At 51.5% G+C, this 22,463-nt stretch carries 18 protein-coding genes; 12 read left to right on the plus strand and 6 right to left on the minus strand.

Going from position 1 to position 22,463, the window contains the following annotated elements:
- Positions 1-35 precede the first annotated feature (35 nt).
- The 4 genes from proB (at position 36) to MJZ26_08770 (ending at position 5,202) form a co-directional block, all read left to right on the plus strand.
- Entirely contained in the window at positions 36-1,175 is a 1,140-nt protein-coding gene (gene proB, locus MJZ26_08755) for a glutamate 5-kinase (protein MCQ2105867.1), read from the plus strand.
- A 55-nt stretch (positions 1,176-1,230) separates the two neighbouring features.
- Positions 1,231-1,938 carry an SMC-Scp complex subunit ScpB gene (gene scpB / locus MJZ26_08760; protein ID MCQ2105868.1) on the plus strand — a complete coding sequence of 236 codons (708 nt, stop codon included), beginning with the start codon at positions 1,231-1,233 and terminating at the stop codon, positions 1,936-1,938.
- A 17-nt stretch (positions 1,939-1,955) separates the two neighbouring features.
- Positions 1,956-4,586: a DNA mismatch repair protein MutS gene (gene mutS / locus MJZ26_08765; protein MCQ2105869.1), complete on the plus strand. Its 2,631-nt coding sequence runs from the start codon at positions 1,956-1,958 to the stop codon at positions 4,584-4,586.
- Positions 4,587-4,698: 112 nt separating this feature from the next.
- Entirely contained in the window at positions 4,699-5,202 is a 504-nt protein-coding gene (locus MJZ26_08770; protein ID MCQ2105870.1) for a hypothetical protein, read from the plus strand.
- Positions 5,203-5,275: 73 nt separating this feature from the next.
- Here MJZ26_08770 and MJZ26_08775 read toward each other — a convergent pair whose 3' ends face one another.
- The 3 genes from MJZ26_08775 to MJZ26_08785 all read right to left on the minus strand — a co-directional run bounded on the left by MJZ26_08775 (position 5,276) and on the right by MJZ26_08785 (position 11,052).
- On the minus strand, positions 5,276-5,782 hold the full coding sequence (locus MJZ26_08775) for a RidA family protein (GenBank protein MCQ2105871.1): 507 nt from the start codon (positions 5,780-5,782) through the stop codon (positions 5,276-5,278).
- Between the two features lie 86 nt (positions 5,783-5,868).
- Positions 5,869-9,261, minus strand: a complete 3,393-nt coding sequence (locus tag MJZ26_08780; protein MCQ2105872.1) for an MFS transporter — start codon at positions 9,259-9,261, stop codon at positions 5,869-5,871.
- Positions 9,262-9,387: 126 nt separating this feature from the next.
- The gene (locus MJZ26_08785) at positions 9,388-11,052 is read right to left on the minus strand and encodes a sodium-dependent transporter (protein MCQ2105873.1); all 1,665 of its coding nucleotides are present in this window, start codon (positions 11,050-11,052) and stop codon (positions 9,388-9,390) included.
- Positions 11,053-11,254: 202 nt separating this feature from the next.
- On the opposite strand from MJZ26_08785, the gene MJZ26_08790 reads away from it, so the two are divergent.
- The 4 genes from MJZ26_08790 (at position 11,255) to radA (ending at position 15,931) form a co-directional block, all read left to right on the plus strand.
- Positions 11,255-11,989, plus strand: coding sequence for an SDR family oxidoreductase (locus MJZ26_08790; protein MCQ2105874.1), 735 nt, complete (start codon positions 11,255-11,257; stop codon positions 11,987-11,989).
- A gap of 74 nt (positions 11,990-12,063) precedes the next feature.
- Positions 12,064-12,624: a deaminase gene (locus MJZ26_08795; GenBank protein MCQ2105875.1), complete on the plus strand. Its 561-nt coding sequence runs from the start codon at positions 12,064-12,066 to the stop codon at positions 12,622-12,624.
- Positions 12,625-12,780: 156 nt separating this feature from the next.
- Positions 12,781-14,454, plus strand: coding sequence for a right-handed parallel beta-helix repeat-containing protein (locus tag MJZ26_08800; protein MCQ2105876.1), 1,674 nt, complete (start codon positions 12,781-12,783; stop codon positions 14,452-14,454).
- A gap of 79 nt (positions 14,455-14,533) precedes the next feature.
- The gene (radA, locus tag MJZ26_08805; protein ID MCQ2105877.1) at positions 14,534-15,931 is read left to right on the plus strand and encodes a DNA repair protein RadA; all 1,398 of its coding nucleotides are present in this window, start codon (positions 14,534-14,536) and stop codon (positions 15,929-15,931) included.
- Between the two features lie 60 nt (positions 15,932-15,991).
- Here the strand turns inward: radA and MJZ26_08810 are convergent, their stop codons facing one another.
- Positions 15,992-17,428, minus strand: a complete 1,437-nt coding sequence (locus MJZ26_08810) for a pentapeptide repeat-containing protein (protein MCQ2105878.1) — start codon at positions 17,426-17,428, stop codon at positions 15,992-15,994.
- Positions 17,429-17,547: 119 nt separating this feature from the next.
- On the opposite strand from MJZ26_08810, the gene MJZ26_08815 reads away from it, so the two are divergent.
- Genes MJZ26_08815 through MJZ26_08825 form a run of 3 tightly spaced genes read left to right on the plus strand, consistent with a single transcriptional unit; the run spans position 17,548 to position 19,785 of the window.
- On the plus strand, positions 17,548-18,744 hold the full coding sequence (locus tag MJZ26_08815; GenBank protein ID MCQ2105879.1) for an NAD(P)/FAD-dependent oxidoreductase: 1,197 nt from the start codon (positions 17,548-17,550) through the stop codon (positions 18,742-18,744).
- Between the two features lie 11 nt (positions 18,745-18,755).
- Complete coding sequence (locus MJZ26_08820; protein MCQ2105880.1) at positions 18,756-19,199, plus strand: SufE family protein; 444 nt, start codon at positions 18,756-18,758, stop codon at positions 19,197-19,199.
- Between the two features lie 19 nt (positions 19,200-19,218).
- Entirely contained in the window at positions 19,219-19,785 is a 567-nt protein-coding gene (locus MJZ26_08825; GenBank protein MCQ2105881.1) for a hypothetical protein, read from the plus strand.
- A gap of 54 nt (positions 19,786-19,839) precedes the next feature.
- Here MJZ26_08825 and tsaE read toward each other — a convergent pair whose 3' ends face one another.
- Positions 19,840-20,247 carry a tRNA (adenosine(37)-N6)-threonylcarbamoyltransferase complex ATPase subunit type 1 TsaE gene (gene tsaE, locus MJZ26_08830; GenBank protein ID MCQ2105882.1) on the minus strand — a complete coding sequence of 136 codons (408 nt, stop codon included), beginning with the start codon at positions 20,245-20,247 and terminating at the stop codon, positions 19,840-19,842.
- A 201-nt stretch (positions 20,248-20,448) separates the two neighbouring features.
- A complete protein-coding gene (gene nspC / locus MJZ26_08835; protein MCQ2105883.1) occupies positions 20,449-21,576 on the minus strand; it encodes a carboxynorspermidine decarboxylase in 1,128 nt (375 codons plus the stop codon).
- 71 nt (positions 21,577-21,647) lie between these two features.
- Here nspC and MJZ26_08840 point away from each other — a divergent pair, with 71 nt between their 5' ends.
- Positions 21,648-22,460, plus strand: coding sequence for a hypothetical protein (locus MJZ26_08840; protein ID MCQ2105884.1), 813 nt, complete (start codon positions 21,648-21,650; stop codon positions 22,458-22,460).
- Positions 22,461-22,463 lie beyond the last annotated feature (3 nt).

Raw genomic sequence — 22,463 nt, forward strand, 5'->3', positions numbered from 1 at the left:
CCTTTAAACTTTAACCTCTCCGCTTTACGCTAATTATGAGTGAATTAAGAAAGAACATTTTGAATGAAGCCCATCGCATTGTGGTGAAGATCGGTTCCCGCATTTTGGTGGATTCCGAGAAGGGTGGCGTCCGTACCCGTTACATCCAGAAACTGGCTGATTCCGTGGCTCGCCTTATGGAAGCTGGCAAGGAAGTGGTGATTGTGACTTCCGGTGCTGTAGGTACCGGCATGAGCCAGCTGGGCTACAAGGAAAAGCCCACGGTTATCGCCGAGAAGCAGGCTTGCGCCGCTGTGGGCCAGATCGACCTGATGTACGCTTACCGCGAAATGTTCCGCTGGTGTCAACTTTCCGTTGGCCAGATTCTTTTGTCTGCCGAGGACTTCCGCGACCGTAACCGCTACAAGAACTTGCAGAACACCATCAAGGCCATGCTTACCCGTAAGATTGTTCCCATCATTAACGAGAACGACTCCTTGGCGGTTGCCGAAATCAAGGTGGGCGATAACGACAAGCTGTCTTCCGACGTTGCATTGTTCCTTGATGCCGACTTGCTCTTGATCTTTACCGACGAAGACGGCCTCTTCGATGACAATCCCAAGAAGAATCCCAACGCACGCTTGCTGCGTTTCGTTCCCGAGATTACTCCTGCGGTTCTCGCCTTGGCAGGCAAGCCCGGTGAAGCGGGCTCCGCTGTAAGTACCGGCGGTATGCGTAGTAAGCTTGAGGCCATCCGCAACGTAACCAAGAGCGGCTGCAATGCGTTCCTTGCTTGCGGTATGCGCGTGCTGCCCCACGAAGTGATTCTGGAACAGGCCGAGGGAACTTTGTTCGTAGGTTCCAAGAAGAAACTTAACAGCCGTCAGCGTTGGCTCAGCTTTATTACCACTCCCCGCGGAAGCGTGGTGGTGGACGAAGGTGGCGTGAAGGCACTCCGCGAAAAGCATTCCAGCCTGCTGCCTGTGGGTGTTGTTTCTGTGAAGAAGCATTTCGACAAGGGTGACCTGATTGAAGTGCTCTGCGAATCAGGCGAAGCCGTAGCCCGCGGTGTTGCCAAGTTCGATAGCGAAACCCTGAAGCTGGTGCTTCACAAGAAGACCGCGGAAATCCATGCCTTGCTGGGTAAGGACGTTGCCGACGAACTTGTACACAAAAACGACTTGGTAGTATTTTAAATGAACAATGTATAAATTCTTCATTTTTCATACTTAATTTTTAACTGGTAAGATTATGGCAGAAGATCAGAACATCGATGATTTGGCCGAAGAATCGGCGGAACTCCCGAAAGTTGAAAGCCAGGAAGATCTGGCTCGCATTATCCAGGCATTGGTTTTTGCCTCTCCGGATATTGTGACTTTAAAGAAGCTGCGCGAAATCCTTGGCGATTTTTTGGATGCTCGTCTGGTGTCCGATGCCTTGATTGCCGCCAATGATTCCCTGAACAAGATTAACTCTCCCTTTGAGATTGTGGAACAGGCTGGCGGTTATCGCTTTAGAACTCGAGCCAAGTATTATCCCTGGGTACGCAAGCTGTTCCCCGAGGCAAATGCCCGCCGCTTGAGCCAGGCCGCTTTGGAAACCCTGGCCGTGATTGCCTACCAGCAGCCCATTACCAAGGCCGCCATTGAACAGGTCCGTGGCGTTTCTTCTGTGGATGGTCCTATCCGTAACCTGCTGGACAAGGGCTTTATTGCTCTGGGCTCCCGCGCCGAAACGGTGGGCAACCCTTACACTTATGTTACCACTCAGGAATTCATGAAGTATTTCGGAATCAACCGCATTCCCGAAGACTTGCCGCGCTTGCGTGAATTCAGTGAACTTCTGGAAGCCGGAGCCTTGGTGCCCCAGTACGCCAAGCCGGAATCCATTGCCGCCGAAGAACCCGTTGAGCCGGAAGAAAACCCGGATCAGGTTGAACTTTCCATGGGAGATCTGTAATGGCCTGCACTCCCTTAATGCAACAGTATTACGATATCAAGGCGCAGAACCCTGGTTGTATTCTGTTCTTTAGAATGGGTGACTTCTTTGAACTTTTCGAAGAAGACGCTGTTATCGCTTCTAAGATTTTGGGCATTACCTTGACCAGCCGCAATAACGGCGCGTCCGGTGCAACGCCCCTTTGCGGCTTCCCGCACCACGCTGCTGAACGTTATGTTCCCAAGATGGTTGCTGCTGGTTACCGTGTGGCTATTTGCGAACAGGTGGAAGACCCGAAACTCGCCAAGGGGATTGTCAAGCGCGACATTGTGGAAATCATCAGTGCCGGTACCGCTATGAACGAAGCTAACCTGGATGCCAAGGAAGCAAACTACCTTTGCGCCTACATTCCGGGAACCTTTGAAGAAAAATCCGAAGGCAAGGGCGCCGAAGAAGCCGCCGTGTTTGCCATCGCCGATGTGACCACCGGTTATTTGGCAACTTGCAAGAGTTCTGTGCAGGCTTTTGAATGTGAATTCTGCCGTCGCATGCCCAAGGAAATTCTCGTTCCCGAGGGAACCAAGATTCCGGCAGGCGTCATGGATCTGGTAAAGTCCGAAAATATTTTGATTACGGAGTTGCCTGCTTTCCAGTTTGGGGAAGAAGCTGCCCGCGATACTTTGTTCAGCCACTTCAAGGTGGAAGCCTTGGACGGCCTCGGTCTGGATGGCCGCCCCGAAGAAACTTCTGTGACTGGCGCCATGCTTCAGTACCTTATGTACCAGAAGAAATCCGAGCTGTCTCATTTTACAGCTCTCGAGATTTTGAATCTGGACGACTACATGACGCTGGATCCCAGCACCTTGCGTAACCTGGAACTGGTGCGCCCGCTGAACGCCGACGACATCAGCAGCACCCTCTGCTATGTGCTGGACTTTACCGTTACCGCCATGGGTGGCCGTACTTTGAAGGACTGGGTCAGCCATCCGCTGATTTCCGTGGACCGCATCAAGGAACGCGAAGAAGCCGTTGACGAACTGGTGAACAATCCTGTTGCCCTTGACGAACTGAAGGAATCCCTCACTTCCATTTTGGATATGGAACGTTTGATGGGCCGTGTAGGCTCTGGCCGCGCCAACGCTCGTGACTTGGCTGGTATGGGCCGCTCCCTGGCTCAGGCTTCCAAGGTGGCCGAAGTTTTGGAAGGTTTGCGTTCACCCATTTTCGAACCTATGCGTGAGGCTTTGATTCGCGCCCAGGGCAGGGGAGAGGAACTTCTCAACCAGTTTAACGAAGACCTGCCTTTGACTGTCCGCGAAGGCGGCATGATTCGTGAAGGTGCCAACGCCGAGTTGGACGCCATGAATGCCGACATCAAGGATCGTCGCCAGTGGATTGCTTCCCTTGAATCTCGCGAAAAGGAACGCCTGGGAATCCCCAGCCTGAAGGTGGGGTACAACAAGGTCTTCGGTTACTACATCGAAGTGACCCGCGCCGCCATGGCCAAGGCGACGAATCCCATTCCCGACGAATATATTCGTAAGCAGACCACGGTAAATGCCGAACGCTACATCACTCCGGAAATGAAGGAATGCGAATCCATCATCAGCAACGCCGAAGTGAACATCCACGCTCTGGAATACAAGATTTTCTCTGAACTCCGTGACCGCGTCAACTCCTGGCGTGCAGAACTTCAGGAAATTGCCAACGCCATTGCCCGCGTGGATACGCTGTACAGTTTCGGCCGCGCCGCCCGCAAGTACAACTACGTCTGCCCCGAAGTTTTCGAAGGCTCCGGCATCGAAATCAAGGGCGGTTTCCATCCGGTGATTGTTGCTGTAAATCCCGACCTGGACTTCATCAGCAACGACGTAACGCTGTCGCCGGAAGCTACCCGACTGATGCTTATCACCGGCCCCAACATGGCTGGTAAATCTACGTACCTGCGTCAGACCGGCCTCATTGTGCTGATGGCGCAAATCGGCTGTTTCGTGCCTGCGGAATCTGCCCGCATTGGCGTTGTGGACCGCATCTTTACCCGTGTGGGTGCCAGCGACCGCCTGAGCCGCGGCCTTTCTACCTTCATGGTGGAAATGATCGAGACCGCAAATATTTTGCGTAACGCCACCGCCCACAGCCTGGTGCTGCTTGACGAAATCGGACGCGGTACCAGTACCTTCGACGGCCTCTCCATTGCCTGGGCTATCGTGGAGACTTTGCACGACGAGCCGGCCCGCGCTGCCCTAACGCTCTTTGCCACCCACTACCACGAATTGACTGGCCTGGTGGAAGATCTGGAGCACGCCGGCAACTACCAGGTAGCCGTTCAGGAGAAGGGCGACAAACTGATTTTCCTGCACAAGATTCTGGAAGGCGCCTGCGACTCCAGCTACGGTATCCATGTGGCTGAAATGGCTGGCCTTCCCAACAACGTGCTGCGCCGCGCCCGCAAGATCTTGATGCGTCTTGAAAAGCACAAGATTGACCCCAGCGACGAAGCCGCCAACAAGAAGTTGAAGGAAAAGCCTCAGGTTGATCTGTTCGCTCCTCCCGACGAAAGCACCATGCTCCTGAAGGAAGAAGTTCGCCGCCTCCGTCCCGAAGAAATGACCCCCATGCAGGCTCTCCAATACCTCATGGACTTGAAGGAGAACTACGGGAACAATTAAAAAGTGAACAATGAAAAATGAACAATGAAAAGAATGCGAGCGACGCTCGCTACATTATGATGCGGCGAAGCCGCGTGTATAAACATTGTTAACTGTTCATTATAAATTCCCTATGATCGATTTCGCAGCATTACAGGACTACGTTTTTGAGGACCGTATTTACGATTCCGAAATCCACGGGCTGGCCCATTGGCGCCAGGTGGAGTTTAACGGCCTATTGCTTGCGAAAAAGACGGGTGCCGATATTACGGTTGTGCGCTTGTTTGCGCTCTTTCACGATTCCAAGCGGGAAAGTGATGGCTACGACGAAACCCATGGTGGCCGCGGCGCGGAATTTGCTAAGAAGTGCCGTGAAGAAAAGCTTTTTGAAATTACCGATGAACAGTTTGAAAAGTTGTATCATGCCTGCACACATCACACTACGGAACGACACAACGGTGATATCACCATTGACACTTGCTATGACGCTGACCGCCTAGACCTAGGCCGTGTTGGCTTTAACCTTAATCCAGTGAAAATGGCATCGACTGTCGGCGCTTTTATTGCAACTCAATCTCGCAAGAAACAAATCCCGCCTAATAAAATGCGGGAGTGGCTTCAAAAATTTGAATTCTAAAAATGAAAACGCCGTTCTAAGCAGAACGACGTTTTTTCATATAGGTTGATTGCGATTCTCGAATGCGATAATACTACGGTTCGATCCAGTTCATACGTCCCTGGAATTTAGCCTCGCTCTTGATAACTTGGAAAGTACAGCTGATTTCCACGCCTGCATTCTTGGGCAGTGCGGCTACGCCAACTGCGGTGCGGGCGTGCTTGCCGTTATCCCCAAGAATCTTTACTGCCAATTCACTGGCGCCGTTGAGAATTGCCGGCTGTTCCTTGAAGTCGGGGGAGGATTGGACAAAACCCTGCATTTGCACTAGCTTCAATGTTTCGCCATCTTCCAGCATGCTCATGGCTGCGGCTATGTTGTTCAACAGGCAAATGGCGGCGCCTTCCGTAGCCTTCTCCTGAGAAAGGGCCGTGGGCACGATGCCTGTATATGCAGAAAAATCACCGTTTACGGAGGGCAGCTGTCCCGAAACAAAAACAATGTCGCCTGCGCGAGTGGCGGGAACGTATGCGGCCAAAGGTGCTGCAACGGCGGGCATTACCAAACCCAATTCTTCAACTTTCTTGATTATGTTCTGCATAAAAAGACCTTCTTGTTTTCGCTTAATATACAATTTAAAAAAGCTCCCGACAATTTGTCGGGAGCTCTTAATGATGATACTTTGCTTTATTTCTTAGTTCCGTCTACCAGTTCGATGGCCATTTTCTTCATGTTGGTGAAGTCCCACTTGCCGGAACCCAGCTTGGGAATATTGTTCACCTTGAACACGGAACCCGGAATCATGAGCGGCGGAATGCCGGACTTGCGGATCTTGCGAGACAGATCCTCTTCGTCGAAGTTTCCGTTGACGAGAAGAACGATGCGTTCACCCTTGACGGAGTCTGGTACTGCGGTAACGGCGAATTCCATGCCTTCCAGCAGCTTGGTTTCTGCAAGGCGAAGTTCCACGGCAGTCAGGGAAATCATTTCGCCGCCAAGCTTGGCGAATCGGCTGTATCGACCGAGAATCTGTACGAAGCCGTCGGGGGTGTGGGTGCCCTTGTCGCCGGTTTTGTACCAGCGGCGTCCATCCTTCTCGAATACAACGCTTGCGGTCTTTTCGGGATCCTTCAGGTAACCCTTCATTACCTGGGGGCCGCTGACCACAATCATGCCTTCGGAGGAGGGATCCAGGAACTCATTGGTTTCCGGGTCGATAATTGCAGTAATGGAACCAGGAATAGCCATGCCGATACTGGATGTATCGTTGCACTTGCCCATGGTCAGGAAGTCGTCCAACAGCACGTTGGGAGCGTTCAGGGTGGCCAGGGGAGAAAGTTCTGTACAGCCGTAGGCTTCGTAGATGTCCTTACCGAACTTCAGCTTGAAGGCTTCGCGCATTTCGGGGCGGAGTTTTTCTGCGCCGGCAACAATGTATCGCAAGGTGTCGAGACACATGGGGTGAACCCAGCGGTTGATGGCGATGGCGCGGAGGAAGGTGGGGGTACCCATAAGGATGGTTGTCTTGTACTGGGCGCAAACACGTGCCAAGGTCTTGATATCGGTGGGGTCGGGGCAAAGCACCATGGGAACACCGTCAAGCATGGGGGCCATGAAGGTCATGGTGAAACCGAAGGAGTGGAACAGCGGCAATAGAGATGTCATTACGTCACCGCGGTGCAGCTTGATGATATAATCCATCTGCTGGGCGTTGGCGACGATGTTCTTATGAGTCAGCTGTACACCCTTGGGAGTACCTTCGGAACCCGAGCTGAAGAGAATCAAGGCGTCGTCGTTAAGTTTGCCGGATTTAAACCACAGGAACTTCAGCAATTTCGCCGGGAAGAACTTAATCTTGGCAGCATCCAGCAGGCGGCCGATGGAACCGAGATTTTCTTCTTCCTCGTCAAGATAGATCATCTTGCAGCGTTTGGCGATTTCATCGAAGGCCGAGTTCTTGCTGGAAAGTTTTGTGAGGAAGGCGCGGGTGGTAACCACCGTAGAAACGTCGGCCTTCTCGATACATCCAAGGACGGTGTCCACAGGGGCGGTGTAGTTCAAGTTTACGGAGGTCTTGCCGGTACCGAGAATGGACATGATGCCGAGAGCTGCATCGCGACTGGTGGGGAGCATGAAGCCTACGCGGCGTTCGCCCTTGGCGACAGAGTGAATCTTGTCGCCAAAGCGGTGGCAGAGGCGGAGCATGCCGTGACCAGAAACGTGGTTGCCTGCGGGATCAATCAAAATGGGACGGTTGCGACGCTTGCGCATTGCCCTAAACCAGAGGGGAACGATGGGCTTGGAATGATCCATAGCCATGTTCCAAACGTCAGCACTCAGTGCCTGCAAATCAGCACGGATTTGTTCCTCAGAGTCCGTTACGGGACGAGCCTTGGAGAAACCTACGCTAACGATACGATTGTAATACTGGGGACGATTGACGGACTCGGAGGCATGGCTGTAACGGCTGCCCCAAAGGCCCTGAATGTAGAAGGGAATAATCTGTGCGCCGGTGTCGTTAACGGCTTCGGAATAGCTGAGGGAGAACTTTGAAATGAAGGGTGACTTGGATACTTCACCTTCGGGGAAGATAACCACCACTTCTCCGTTGAGCAATGCTTGGTGGATTTCGTCCATGGCGGGCTTGGGATCGCGGCGGTTGATGGGAATCAGGAACTTGCCGTGGAACAGCCAACGCTGGTACCAGTCTGCAAAGGTGTTGCGGTTGCTTGCAATGCGAAGAGGACGGGGACTTGCCATCTGGAGCACTGCCCAGTCGATGTAGCTGAAGTGAGGACCAATCAAGAGGGCAGGACCACTTTCGGGAATGTTTTCGCTACCCTTTACGATTACGCGGTAACGGAATACAAAGCTGAAGGCAAAGCGGAGGCCTGCGCGTAAAAGAGTCATGTGATTACTTCTTAGAGTCAGGATGAAAGTCAAGGTGAACATCACTGCTAGAATTAGGAAACAGTGACGTACTTCGCACCTTGTAAAGATGAGCAGCAGGGTCTGTCCACCCATAAGAATGGAAAGAACTATCATCTGGATCATGTTCGATACTGCATGAATTCGCCCAGCCGTATTGGGCTTGGTCAAATTCTGGATTGTTGCACGAAGAATCACGAATGCAGCACCGGTGCTGATGCCAAGAATACTGTAAAGAATAGCCTGCAGCCAATCAATCTGTACAAAGGGAATCAGATACATAACCAGGGCGGAGGCGATGGCTGCAAAGGGGATAAGCCCAGTTTCCACAAAGCCCTTGGAAGAGGCGCTGGCAATGATCGCTCCGATAATAATGCCTGCTCCTGTAAGGGTTACTGTAACGATAAATCCTGCAGAGGTAAGGCTGAAGGTGTTGTCAACACTGTGGCTTGTCATGTGCTGAGCTAAAAGCATCAGAATCTGCATTACACCCCAGAAGGCAGACAATCCCAGAATGGCAAGCTTTGCGCTGGGTATCTTCCATGTGGCACTGAATACGCGACGTGCAGAACGATACTTTGCTGAATCATCTCGCTTACCAACACGGCTAAAGAAGCTGAATATCGTGGTAGCCACAGCTGCGCCCAGGTATATGAACAGGATCTGGTTGAATCCGGTGAAGCCTAGGTAGGCTGCCAGGGCAACTCCCAGCACGTAGTAGATCATGAACCAGGCGTTGGCCTTTACCAGATCACTCCCGTCAAAGATTTCCTTCATGGCACTAAGTCGTGCGGGAACGTGCAAGGCGTAGGCAAGACCGTAGACGCCAACTAGCCCGAAGGCGACCCAGTTGCAGTCTGTCACATAACAGACCGAGATGGCAATAAGGGCTGCTACGGCAATGATGCCTGACCATCCCATGGCTCGGCTCTTTGATTGCTTGCCGACAAAGTAGCTGGCAATTGGCATCATGATGATGCTTGGCACGAACATGGCCACCTGTAGTAGGAAACTTCTCCAAATGAAGGCTGAATCCTGGTAGTTGGCGCTAAGCCAGGTCTGGAAGTGGACAAAGATTCCCATCTGGGTGAATGCCCCGAAGAACACAGCAAAAAAGAAGGGAATGGCTCCGTGGTACTTATACAACTTCATAAAAACTCTAACAAACGAATCGTTATTTCTTCTTGAAGACCTTGCCAAAGCAGAATGCGCAAAGGCCAACAATGACAGTCCAGGAGCCGACCATGAAGATGATTCCACCAATAGAAAGTTCCATGACTAGGCCTCCTTGACCTTAGGTTCAATAACATCGGAATCGCCGACGGGCATGTTCTGCTTGTGAGTGGGGGTGGGGGGCTGGTCAGCGGGATCGCCCTTGCGCCAGGCAAGATAGATCAGCACGTTCAGGAGAACGGTGCAGAGCAGCAGGAAGATTCTCACTCCCCAGGTAAATGAAATCTGGCTCATCTGGTGGCCAAGGAAGGTCACCATGGCGTCGGCAGGAACTCCCTGCAGGCTTACAACGGCCCAACCGTCATGGATAAGCCAAGCTACCAGCACGATGGCCAGGTATGTTGGGCAGACATAGCGGATGATGAATCTAAAGAACTTGGGAAGCTTGAGGGCGGCGCCCTCGTTCATCAGGGCGAATGCCTCGGATTCTTCTGAGCCATCGTCAAGCTTGACTTTACGCTTACCTAGGATGAAGGAGAAGATGAATGCCTGGATCGTTCCGATGAACACCAGGAGGAAGCTTCCTCCCCAGAAGTCGAATTCGTCAACGGCGCCGGCGGCGAGGCCGAAAATGCCTACAAGGCCACCAAGGAAGGTGACGATACTGACGGAAGTGATGGCGCCCTTGCGGCTCTGCTTCAGGTCGTCTTCGCAGAAACTGATAAGGGGTTGGATAATGGAAATAGCGCTAGTGACGCCGGCAATAAATAACATGCCGAACCACAAAGTCTGGAAGAATCCGCCAAAGGGCAGCTGGCCGAATACGAAAGGCATGGTCTGGAAACCAAGTCCGAAGGTGCCAAGCTTGGCGCATTCCTCGATGTTGGCTCCGGCGATAAGAACAGCCATGGGAATCACGATGGTGCCGCCCAGGATGATTTCTGCGAAACCGTTGGTAGAGGCTGCTGTGAGGGAGGAAAGAACCAGGTCTTCCTTGGGCTTAAGGTAGCTTGCGTAGCAGAACACAATACCCATGCCAAGGCTCATGGTAAAGAACACCTGGCCCGAGGCGGCTAGCCAAACGGTGGGGTTGGTGATTTCAGAAAGGTTGGGGTTCCAAACAAAGGCAAGACCCTTGCCGATGCCATCGATAGTCAGTACACGTCCAACGAGAATAAGTCCCATAACCAAGAGTATCGGCATGGTAATCTTGTTGACGCGTTCAATGCCCTTGCGGACACCGAAACTGAGCAGGCCCATGTTGCAGGCGAAGGTAATGAGGAAGAACAGGATTGCTGCGGGGAAGGGACCAATTTGGGTGTTCAGCATAATGTAGTTGCCGAAGAATTCCTTCATGGGGCCGTAGCCGCCAGCAACAACTTCCATCAACTTTCCGGTTGCGGAATAGTATGTGAATGCAAGAATCCAGGACTGGATGAACATGTAGTAGAAACTGATGAACAGCGGGGGCAGAATACAGAGGGAGCCCAGGTGCTTTGCCCAAGGCTTCTTTCCCAGGATATAGTGGAATCCGCCCGGAGCCGTTCCGTGACGCTTACCGCCTGCTGCACGTCCCAAGGTCCATTCCATCCAGGAAAGGGGAATGCCCAGGAGCAGGAAAGCTATCAGGTAGGGGATAATGAAGGAGCCGCCGCCGTTTGTGGCTGCCTGCACCGGGAATCGAAGAAAATTGCCAAGACCGACGGCAGACCCTGCCACCGCCAAAATGACTCCAAGTTTGGAGCCCCAGTTATCGCGATTTTTATTCATTGTTATTCCAATAGAATATTTTCGCAGAAATTTAGAAATTGCTGTGAACAGGATTTTTTTTAGTCTTCAAAAAGGACTCGTAAAGGGCGCTAAATGGGGCTGTTACGGCTGTAACCAAAAAGATTTGGGAAAATACGCTCATTCGTACTTGAAAAGGCTATCTTATTCGTATAACGCAACCGAAGTTGCAAAGGATTGGAAAATGACTGACGTTAAGGGCAAATGGACCTTGATTACTGGCGGCTGCCGTGGTGTAGGTCGCCTCACCGCCATCGAAATGGCAAAGCTTGGTGCAAATATCATTCTGCAGGGACGTGATAAGGCTCACGCTGAACCTGTGATTGCAGAACTTAAGCAGTATGGTGTAGAAGTCCGTGCAGTTGGCTGCAATTTGGAAAATGAATCCGAAATTGACGCCGCTTTGGCCGAAATCGACTCCTGGGGCATCCAGGTAGACTTTGTCTACAATAACGCTGGTCTTATGAGCCATTATTTCCAGGATTATTTGACCAACACCATGTGTGATTTCCGTCACGCCATGGAAGTTAATTTCTTCGCGCCCGTAAAAATTTGCTATCATTTCTTGCCGGGTATGGTAAAGCGTGGTTTTGGTCGCATGCAGCTTACTACAAGTGGCATCGCCAACGAACCGGAACTTTCTGGTTACGCAGCAGCCAAGGCAGCCCTCACGAAGTTTGTTCAAGATTTTGCATGCAAACTAAATGGGACTGACGTGATGATGAACCTTATGGACCCGGGTTGGCTTCGTACCGATCTTGGTGGTCCTAACGCTCCCAACGCACCCGAGACGGTTATTCCGGGCTCCATGATGGGCGTTCTTCTGGACGACAAGAAGAGTGGCCGCTGGTTCTCCGCTCAGGAATTTACCGGAATGAGTTTGACTGACGCATTGGCAAAGGCTGCCAAGGTTCAGTAAAAGGATCCTCCTAACCCCCAAAAGCTGGTGGTGGCTTCGGCTGCCACCAGTTTCTTTATGTTATATTTAATGCCATGAATAGCAATTCTTCTCGTGCAAAGCTCCGCGACGAAGTCTACACCCAGATGATGGTGGCGCAGGCTCGTCTTTCTAAAGATCAGAACACCCAGATGGGCGCAATCCTCGTGTCTGCTGACGGCCGAGTCATCAGTACGGGCTACAATGGCGCTCCCGCTGGTTTTGACGACGAAACCGTTCCCTATACCCGCGAAAAGCAGCTGTTGGCCTACGACCTTCTGGATGCCGATTCCGGGGAACTGATCAGCCATCACGAATTCGAGGCCAACAAGTATCCCTTCATGGTTCATGCCGAGATCAATGCCCTGCATTACGCCCGCGGCAAGGTACCTGAAGGATCCAAGCTTTATGTCATCGGCTTCCCTTGTGAACGCTGCGCTTTGGATGTGAGCCTTTCCGGCGTATCCGAAGTGTTTGTTACAAAGGATGATTACGATCCCAAGTCCACCTTGAACAACAGCCGCGATACCGCCTACTACATGTTTGCACAGGCAGGTATTGTTGTTACCTTGTGCGGTAAGCGCGTTCGCCCGGTGGTGAGCAAGCCCAATAAGTAAAACCTGCTGGCTTGGTTGAATGTCAAAGGGTGCCTCATACGAGGCGCCTTTTCTTTACTTCTTTTACAGGGCGATATTAGGGAAAAACTTTGCGTTTTTAGCACAATAGAGTATATTTCTTACGGGTTAGTATAAAATAGCAAGGTGTTTAGGATTATGGAGAAAAAGTTCCTTTTTGCGGGGCTCGCCCTGTGCGCAGTCCATGCTTTCAGTTCGGTTTATTATGTAGCAACCGATGGTAGCGATAGTGCAGTCGGTTCCAAGGAAAAGCCTTTCGCTTCCCTCAACAAGGCGAATGCCGTTGTGCATGCTGGCGATACGGTCTGGATTCGTGGGGGCGTGTACGACCTGAACGACACGGTTTACTACAAGCGCTACGAGATGACGGCGGGCATTCTTTTGACCGCCAGCGGCGAAAGCGACAACAAGCGCATTTATTACTTCGCATACCCTGGGGAGCGCCCGATTTTTGACGGCACAAATCTCCCTATCGGTCAAGCCTGCAGGAACAAGGGAACCATCGACAGCGTCATGACGACGTCTCCCATTGTGGTGGCGGCAAAATACCTGCATCTGAAAGGTTTTGAAGTCCGTAACACTCCCATGAAGTGCAATTCCAATTCCGGAATTTTCCTTTACGCCAGTAAGCATATTATTCTGGAACAAATCGACAGCCATCATAATGCGGGCCCGGGAATTTTCATTCATGACGGAGCCTCTGGAGGCGGTGGCCATCTTGTGTTGAACTGCGACGCCCACGACAATTACGACCCCACGGGCTGGCAGGGCGATGGCGAAAACGCCGATGGCTTTGGCGTACATTATCAGCACGACGGCGATACTACAAGATTTGTGGGATGCCGTTCCTGGTGGAACAGCGACGACGGCTATGACGTTCTTGCGCAGGAATTCCCTGTCATTGTAGAAAACAGCTATGCCATGGGCAATGGTTATATCAAGTATGGAACTGCAACGCCTCCGGGAGTAAATGGCCACGGCTTTAAGATGGGTTACAGTCGCACAGGTGCCGGCCATCATATCATTAAAAATTGTGTGGCCTGGAAAAACGTAGCTAACGGTTTCTATTCCAATTATACCAATGCTGGCTGCACTTGGATCAACAACACCGCTTATAAAAATGGAGACCGCTCATTCGGTATGGCCTCCACTACTTATGATGCAGATCTGAATCGCACCGCAGATGTGATGCCCTTGTTTGGCGATAACGCCCACGTGCTGAAGAACAACATCGCCATCCCGAATAAGAATTCCCAGATTGGATCTTGCTGGATGAAGGATGCAACTCATGATGAGTATGTGGATTGTCCTACCGGCGAAAACAACACCTGGAACTTTAAGCTGGATTTGACGGAAGACGACTTCATGAGTCTCGATGATCCCAGCTTGACGGTGACGGGCGAGGACCTCTCCAAGATTCCTGGAATTTTAGGCCCGCGAAATCCTGATGGTAGTGTTCCCGATTTGAACTTCCTGAAGCTGAAGGAAGGCAGCCGCGCCATCGACAAGGGCGAAGACATTGGCCAGTCTTTTGTTGGCGCAGCACCTGATTTGGGAGCCTATGAATTCGGAATGATCAAGTCCAGCAGCTCCGACAACACAACTTCCATCAAGGCAGATTTCGCCGCATCTGTGGAGGTCTCTGGGGAAGTATCCGTATTTGACATGCAGGGGCGTTTCCTGGGTTCCTTGCGTGTAGAACAGTTTGGAGGAATAACGGTTGCCGACGTCTTAAAGGCTAAATTCAAAACGCCAGGACTCTATCTGGTTCGAAAGGGAAATCTTTCTCAGAAAATTGCTGTAGGGTTCTAGACACTCTCAGGTAAGATAGTTGTATTTTAATTCACCCCATGACACAAATTGTCATGGGGTTTTATCTATATTAGTGCACATGGTAGCAGTAAATAAGTCTAAAGCAAAAAAAGAAATTGAGTTCCTTTGTACCGAGTGCGGAAACACGACTCCCAAGTGGGCGGGCAAGTGCCCCTTCTGCGGGGCATGGAGCAGCCTGAAGGAGCATGTGGTTGAACCGGTGGATCCATCTGCCGGCCGCGGCGGGCGAGGGCTGGGCGGCCCCGTTCATAAGGTGGTTGCGTTAAAGGATGTGGCAACGGAAGACACCAAGCGCCTTAGTACCGCTAATTCCGAGTTTGACCGTGTGTTGGGAGGCGGATTTGCTCCAGGTTCGCTGGTGCTTATTGGTGGTGACCCGGGTATTGGCAAGTCCACCCTGGTGCTTTCTACCTTGGCTACCATGAACGCTGCCGGAGTCAAGGCTTTGTACGTCAGCGGCGAAGAAAGCGCTGTACAGGTCAAGCTTCGTAGCGAACGCTTGAATGTGGCTGGTTCCGACATGCTGCTGCTGTGTGAAACAAACCTGAACAAGATATTGCAGATGGCGGGGGAAGTCAAGCCCCAGGTTTTGGTCATAGACTCTATCCAGACTGTTTATAAGGACGATCTTACGGGCACCCCGGGAGCAGCTAGCCAGTTGCGAGAATGTACGCTGGACCTGATGGTCTTTGCCAAGAATACGGGCTGCATAACCATTGTCATTGGTCATGTGACCAAGGACGGACAGATTGCAGGCCCCCGCATTTTGGAGCACATGGTAGATACCGTCGCCTACTTCGAAGGCGACCGAAACCACCAGTACCGTCTGCTGCGCACAATCAAGAACCGCTTTGGGGCCACCGACGAAATCGGGGTCTTCGAGATGACCAGCCATGGCCTTTCGCCCGTGGCCAACCCCAGCAAGGTGTTCCTGCAGGAGAATACTCCGCCTACGCCGGGCAGTGTAGTCTGTTGTACGCTGGAAGGTTCCCGAGCCCTCCTGTTCGAAACACAGGCTTTAGTGAATCAGACCACGTTTGCGGTCCCGCAGAGGGTGGCCGCGGGTATCGACCCCAAACGTCTCACCATCATTCTTGCCCTGCTGGAGAAGTTCGGCGGCATCACTATCGGCGCATCCGACATCTTTGCCAGCATTGCTGGCGGTATGAAGGTCAACGACACCTCCTCTGACCTGGCCCTGGCGCTTGCTGTGGCCAGCAACCACCTGGGCATTCCGCTTAGCCGTCAGACCATCGCCGTAGGTGAACTAGGCCTTTCTGGCGAGATCCGCAGCGTAAGCCTGCTGGACCAGCGACTTAAGGAAGCCGCCCGCCTGGGAATGACCGAAGCCATAGTGCCGGCCTCGGGTAACCTTCCTGAAAGGGCGGGAAACATGAAGATTACCCGAGTCCATAACCTAGGGCAGGCAATCGCCTGGCTGATGGACAAGAAGTAGGAAACAAAAAAGAGACGCTCAAGTGAGCGCCTCTTTTTAATAAATCCGTTATAGGGAAGATTACTCGTCGTCGTCTTCTTCAGCGGCTTTCTTCTTCTTTTTCTTCTTCTTCTTCGGCTGATCTTCATCGTCGCCGTCGTCGGAACGCTTCTTCTTCTTGCCTTCGACCTTGATGTCGGCAGCCTTTTCACCGCGCTTGGTGAAGCCGTACTGACGAGGGTCGAAACCAGACGGGAAGGTGGTCTTGTTATCGTAGATAACCTTCTTGGCGGTGAACTTTTCGATCTTAGCGCCTTCCAGATTTGCACCGGAGAAGTCAACGTCGTTCATCTTGGTGTCGGCGTCGATCTTGATGCCCTGCATGTTGGCGTTGGTGAAGTTAACCTTTTCCAGCTTTGCACCGGCGAAGCTTACACCACCCAGCTGAGCCAGGATGAAGTCGGAACGTTCGATGGTGGAGTTGGCGAAGTTTGCCTTGGTAAGGTCGGCCTTGTCGAAGATGTTCTTACGGACGTAAGCACCGTCGAAGACTGCCTTGAGGAGTTCTGCTTCCTTGAAGTCGTTCTTGCTGACTTCGGTATCGAAGAAGGATGCCTTGGAAAGCTTGGTCTTCTGGAATTCGCTCTTGGAGACGGAGCCCTTATCGAAAATCACACCAGTGAGGTCCTGGTTGTTGAAGTTCATGTTCTTAAGGGTGGACTGAGCGAACTTGGCCTTCTGGAGCTGGGTCTTGGAAAGGTCAACGTCGTTAAAGGTGGTCAGAGAAAGGTCTGCTTCCTGGAGGTTGACGTTCTTGAATTCAACACCGCCAAATTCCGCCTGGGAAAGACCGGCCTTGGCGAAGTTCACGTCGATAAGGTCGTTGCCCTTGAAGTTTGCTGCAATCAGGTTACAGGCGGTAAAGTCGGTCTTGACCAAGGTGGCCTTGCGGAGGTCGCTGTTTGCCATCAAGGAGCGAGAGAAATTTGCATTGGTCAGGTTTGCCTTGCTGAAGTCAGCTGCGGTCAAGTCTACGTCCATGACGGATGCCATGGTGAGGTCTGCCTTGCTGAAGTTTGCCTGGTCGGAAACCTTCATGGCGTCCAGACGGGCATTCTTGAGGTTGGCCTGGGGGAATTCGCTATCCAGCAAGGTTGCACGGTAGAGGTTTGCACCTTCCATGTTTGCACCCTTGAAGGAAGAAGAACGGATGTCGGCGCCGCTAATGACAACCTTTTCGAGGTTGGCGTTCTTGAAGCTTGCGCCGCTGATCACAGCGTTCTGGAAAGAAACTTCGGGGAGCTTTGCACCGGTGAAGTCCGGGCTTTCGCCAGTAGCACGACGGAAGTCGGTGGTGTTCTTGACAGCCTTGGCGTTGCTGAAATTGAAACCGTCGATACGCTTGTTACTAAAAGAAACGTTCAAGTCCTTGCCTTCCCAGTTATCCTGAGCGAAGACGTTCAGCGCAAGGGCGCTGATAAGGCAGAGACCAAACTTGGATACTCTCTTCATATTCATATACAATTTTCCCTTTAAGGATAAACCAAATAACGGATAGCCCTAAAATAACTAAAAAAAATGAAAAACTACAACATATTTAAAAAAAGTCTATAAATAAAAGCTAACTTATAGTCGAAATGAGTTTTTTTGCATCAAATCAGTATGATGTAGTTGTTTGTGGTGCCGGTCCCGCCGGCCTCATGGCCGCTTGCACCCTTGGACGTTTGACCGCCGGTGCTAGACGGGTCCTGCTTTTGGATAAGAAGGAACCCTGGAAGGAACCTATTTTCTGTGCCGAGGCCGTTTCTGCAAGGCGTTTTAGGGCTTTGTGGCCCATAGATCCGTCTTTTGTCCGTGGTAACCTTTCCGGCATATATTTTACCTCGCCAAAGCGGTTCAAGGCTGAATTCTATAGTAAGGACTGCGGTTTGCAGTTGAATAGGGCCGTTTTCCATAAGAGCATTGCTGACGCCTGTGTCCAGGCCGGGGTGGAATGCCGCTTTGATTCCGTAGTCCAGAAGCTTTCCCGTGTAGATGGCGGCTGGGAGCTCAAGGTGGGCGTGGGTGATGAAGTGTTCGACCTGAAGTCCACGTTGGTTATTGATACTACGGGTCCTGGTGCAAAGCTTACCCGCGGCATCGAGTGCCTTCAGGGTATTGAATCTGGCGATACTGATCTGGAACCGGCCATTTTTGCTGTGGCAGAGGGTATTGAACACAGCCGTGAGCATATTGATCTGTTCTTTGGCAGTGAGTTCAAGGATGGCTACGGATGGATTTTCCCCCGCGATGGCAAGGAAGTGAACATTGGTCTTGTCTTGGGCAAGGATGTTAAGCTTGATAAGCCTATCCGCCAGATTCTGTTGGATTTTATAAAGAAGGATTACCCGAAGGCTACAATTAAGGCCATCTATGGCGGCAAGATTGCCTGCGGCCAGTCCGAAAAGCCCTTGGCCAAGTGCGGTTTGTTTAAGGCAGGCGATTCCGCCAGCTGCGTGAACCCCATTAGCCGTTCTGGCATTACGGAATCCTTGCTGTGCGGCAAGATTGTGGCAGAAGCTGCTCACAAGTGGCTTCAGGATTCTGGTGAAAATCGTGAGGCAATCGAAGCGGAGGTCTATACCCGCTGGATGGCTGAGATGGGCAACTCCCATAGGCAGATTGCTCGAGCCAAGGTTGGCTTTAACAAAATTACCGATGAACAGTTTGATAGGGCTGCCGAGAAACTGTCTAAGCTTCCCCGTGAAAAGCAGACTATATTCCGTATCTTCTTTACGGTTCTCTGGGCTTGCCCGTCCCTCATTTGGAAGATGCGTTCCTTCTTGCACTGGTAGGTTGACTGAGCATGTCTAGTATCGTAGAACGTCAGAATCTGATTCGCGAAAAGTTCGGGAGTTTTACCGATCCCGATGATAAGTGGAAGTTCCTGTTGGATCTGGCCAAGGCTCATCCTGGAATGGATGCAAGTCTCAAGGCTGAAAAGTTCATTATTGTTGGCTGTGCTTCTACCATGTACCTGGTTCCCAGCTTCGATGGCCAGGTAATCCATTTTGAGATGGACGTGGAAGGCGGTACCACGAATCCTCTGATCAGCCGCGGTCTTGGAGCCCTGGCTCTCAAGGTCTATAATGATATGGCTCCTGCTGAGATCCTTTCTATGGATCCGGCCTTCTTCCAGGATATCGGTTTGAACGTTGGCCTTTCTCCTACAAGATCCAACGGTTTTGCCAGCCTGATCAAGCAGATTTATTTGTACGCTAGGGTGTACTCAGCCCTTGCAAAGAAGTAATAACAAACGGAATAATAAAATGGCATTTAGTTTTTTGAATGGTAAGAGCCCCTTCGATGAGGCTGAAGAACGTCTTGAAGCTGGCGAAGTCGTTAACGGCAAGCCCAAGCTGCCTACTGCGCCTGTGATGGGCTGGCAGGATGGTGTTTTCCTCCTGGTCATTATCGGCTTGATTGTTGGTGGTTACCAGTACTACCAGTATGCCAAGCGCTCTAGCGCCGAAGCCTTTACTGCTTGCGATGCCCTGTATGTGGCCGCCGGTCAGGATGCTACCAAGTATGTCGAAGTAGAAAAGTGCTACGAGGCTACCTGGGATCTGGGCTTTGTAAGCGATTCCATGGAAGTCCTTCGCCAGAATCGTCTGGGCGAAATCGAAGACATGCGTAACCAGATGAAGGATCTTTATGCAAATGTCTCTGCTGCCTTGAACAAGCAGGACTCTGCTACCGCCCTGAAGATTGTCGGCGACTACAAGGGCGCTGTGCTTCTGTATGGTGGCGAAAAGGAAGAATGGGAAGAACTGGCTGTCATTGCCAAGTCTCGCACAGCCGAAGTTCCGGCTGCAGATAGCTCTGCTGCAAAGTAATTCCTTGTAATAGGTCAAAAGAAAGCCTCTCGGTTGAACCGGGAGGCTTCTTTTTTAAAGTTTTTCCAGGATAATCTCTCGCTCCGTTTCGGATAGAATATTGATGGTTATCCTATGGGTAATGCCTGGGTCGTTGTCTTCCAGACGCTCGGGCCATTCGATGAGGCTGATGCCTTGGGCGAGATAATCGGGGTCCAGACCGACTTCATAAAGGTCAGCGCCTCCTTCTAGGCGGTAAAGATCAAAGTGGAAAATGGGCGGGTTGTTGGGATACTCATGAAGAATTGTATAGGTGGGAGAGCAAACGGAACCGCTAAATCCAAGCCCTTTGCACACGCCGCGACTGATGACGGTCTTGCCAGCGCCAAGGTTTCCGTACATGGCAACCTTATCGCCTGGCTTCAGGGTCTTCCCGAATTCAATCGCCCAGTTGTAAGTATCTTCTTCTGATGTAAACTTCATATCAATTAACAAATAACAATTAACAATGAACAATGAACAATTTAGACAAAGGCGCTTCGCGCTCAATATAGAACGGCGAAGCCGTGATTACAATTAAAAATTAAGAATTAAAGATTAAAAATGTAGATAATGGCGCTTCGCGCTTATTATAAAACGGCGAAGCCGGATTATTATCATTTTTCATCCTTCATCCTTCATTATTTAAAGTTTGTCCTTGAACTGCTGGTAGGTGAACTTGTGAAGCAGGTGGAACTTGCCCTGTTCGTCGAACTTGCCGATGCTTGGATGACGAACACCATTAAAGAAGGTTGTCTTCACCATGGTGTAGTGGATCATGTCCTCGAAGATGATCTTTTCGCCTACTTCAAGGGGATGGTCAAAGGAGAAGTCGCCTAATTGGTCGCCAGCCAGGCAGGAATTGCCTGCTAGTTTGTACGTAAACTTCTTTTCGCCGGGCATGCCTGCTCCGGTAATGGCGGGGCGATAGGGCATTTCGAGGCAGTCGGGCATGTGGTCGCTGATGGAAACGTTCAGTACGGCGATATCCATTTCGTTGTGGACGATGTCGCCGACGGAAGCCACCAGTTCACCGGTCTGCCAACCTACGGCTTCGCCCGGTTCCATGATGACGGTCAGGTGGGGGTAGCGGGCCATGAAGTCTTTCAGGATGCGCACCAGTTCGTCGCGGTGGTAATCCTTACGGGTGATATGGTGCCCGCCGCCGAAGTTCACCCATTTCATCTGGGGGAGGTACTTCCCGAAGTGCTGCTCGAAGGCGGCGAGGACGCCTTCCAAGGCGTCCGCATCCTGTTCACAGAGGGCGTGGAAGTGCAAACCTTCGATTCCGTCCAAAAGTTCCGGCTTGAATTCGGCCTCGGTAACGCCCAGACGGCTGAACTTGCCACAGGGATTGTAGAGGTCCGTGTCTACCGTAGAGAACTGGGGGTTCACGCGGATGCCTGCGGAGACACCTGCCTTAAGGGTCTTTTCCTTGAAACGCTGCCACTGGCTAAAGCTGTTGAAACTGATGTGGCCTGCGTAGGAGAGAATTTCGTCGATTTCGTCGTCTTCGTATACCGGGGCGAAGACATGGACTTCCTTTCCCATTTCTTCTTTTGCGAGCCTAGCCTCGTTCAGGGAGCTTGCTGTTGCCCCTGCCAGGTATTGGCCGACCAGGGGGAAAGATCTCCAAAAGCTGTAGCCTTTCAGGGCGCAGATGATCTTTACGCCTGTTTTTTTCTGAATATCGTCAAGAATTTCCATATTTCGGCGAAGACGGGCTTCGTCCAAAACATAGCAGGGGGAAGGAACTTGGGTATAATCGAGCATAAATCCAAAGATAGCCTTTTTTTTACGTTTTTCTCAACCTTTTTTAAAATCCTTTAACTAGATTTAAGTTGATGAGTTTCTCTACGTATAAGCATGTTGTTTTGTCGGCTTTGTCCCTGGCTTTCGTTAGCATGGCCATGGCTCAACCGGCAGCCCAGGCTCAGCCTGCTCCTGCTGCTGCGGTTAGCGCTCCAGCTCCTACTAAAGTTGAATCCCAGGTGGTGGCAGCCCCTCGCGGAGCTTCTACCCTTGACGACATGATTCAGGCAAAGCTTGATTCCATGAATCGAGCAGTTCCCTCTGCTGGCCCCCGCAACTCCGATAGCCTAGCCAAGGCTCAGGCCGATAGTGTTCGCAGCCTTATCCAGCAGGGTAAGTACGTTCAGCGTGCCAAGTACGATAAGAAGAATTTTGACCACTGGAATGTGGATACCACTCTCCAGAAGACCATGAAGGAAAAGCTCTTTGGCGTATGGCGCACTCCCATTGTTGCCCACGGCCACGCTTTCCGCGATGCTGAACTCCGGTTTGGCATGAACGACACCTTAGTTGGCGTCACTCGCACTTATTCCGACTCTGGTCGTTACCAGATGACCGGTGAGTATACCTTCAAGGCTCGCTACCGCTTTGATTCCGAAACAGCCCTGGTTAGCCGTGAAGTGTTCAGCGATCGTAAGGTTATCCGTTGGGACTTTATCACCTTTGATGTAGTCAACGATTCCTTGGTATACAGCCTCAACAAGTTGGAATTCCGCGATCTTAACGATAACTGGCTCAACGCTCTTCAGGGCTTTGACAACGTGCCGCCCGAAGTTTATCGTCGCGACGACAAGGGTTCTGCCGAGATGAAGCAGGACTTCGAGAATAGCAAGAAGAAAAAATAAGGA

The sequence above is a fragment of the Fibrobacter sp. genome, assembly GCA_024398965.1.
Lineage (GTDB): Bacteria > Fibrobacterota > Fibrobacteria > Fibrobacterales > Fibrobacteraceae > Fibrobacter.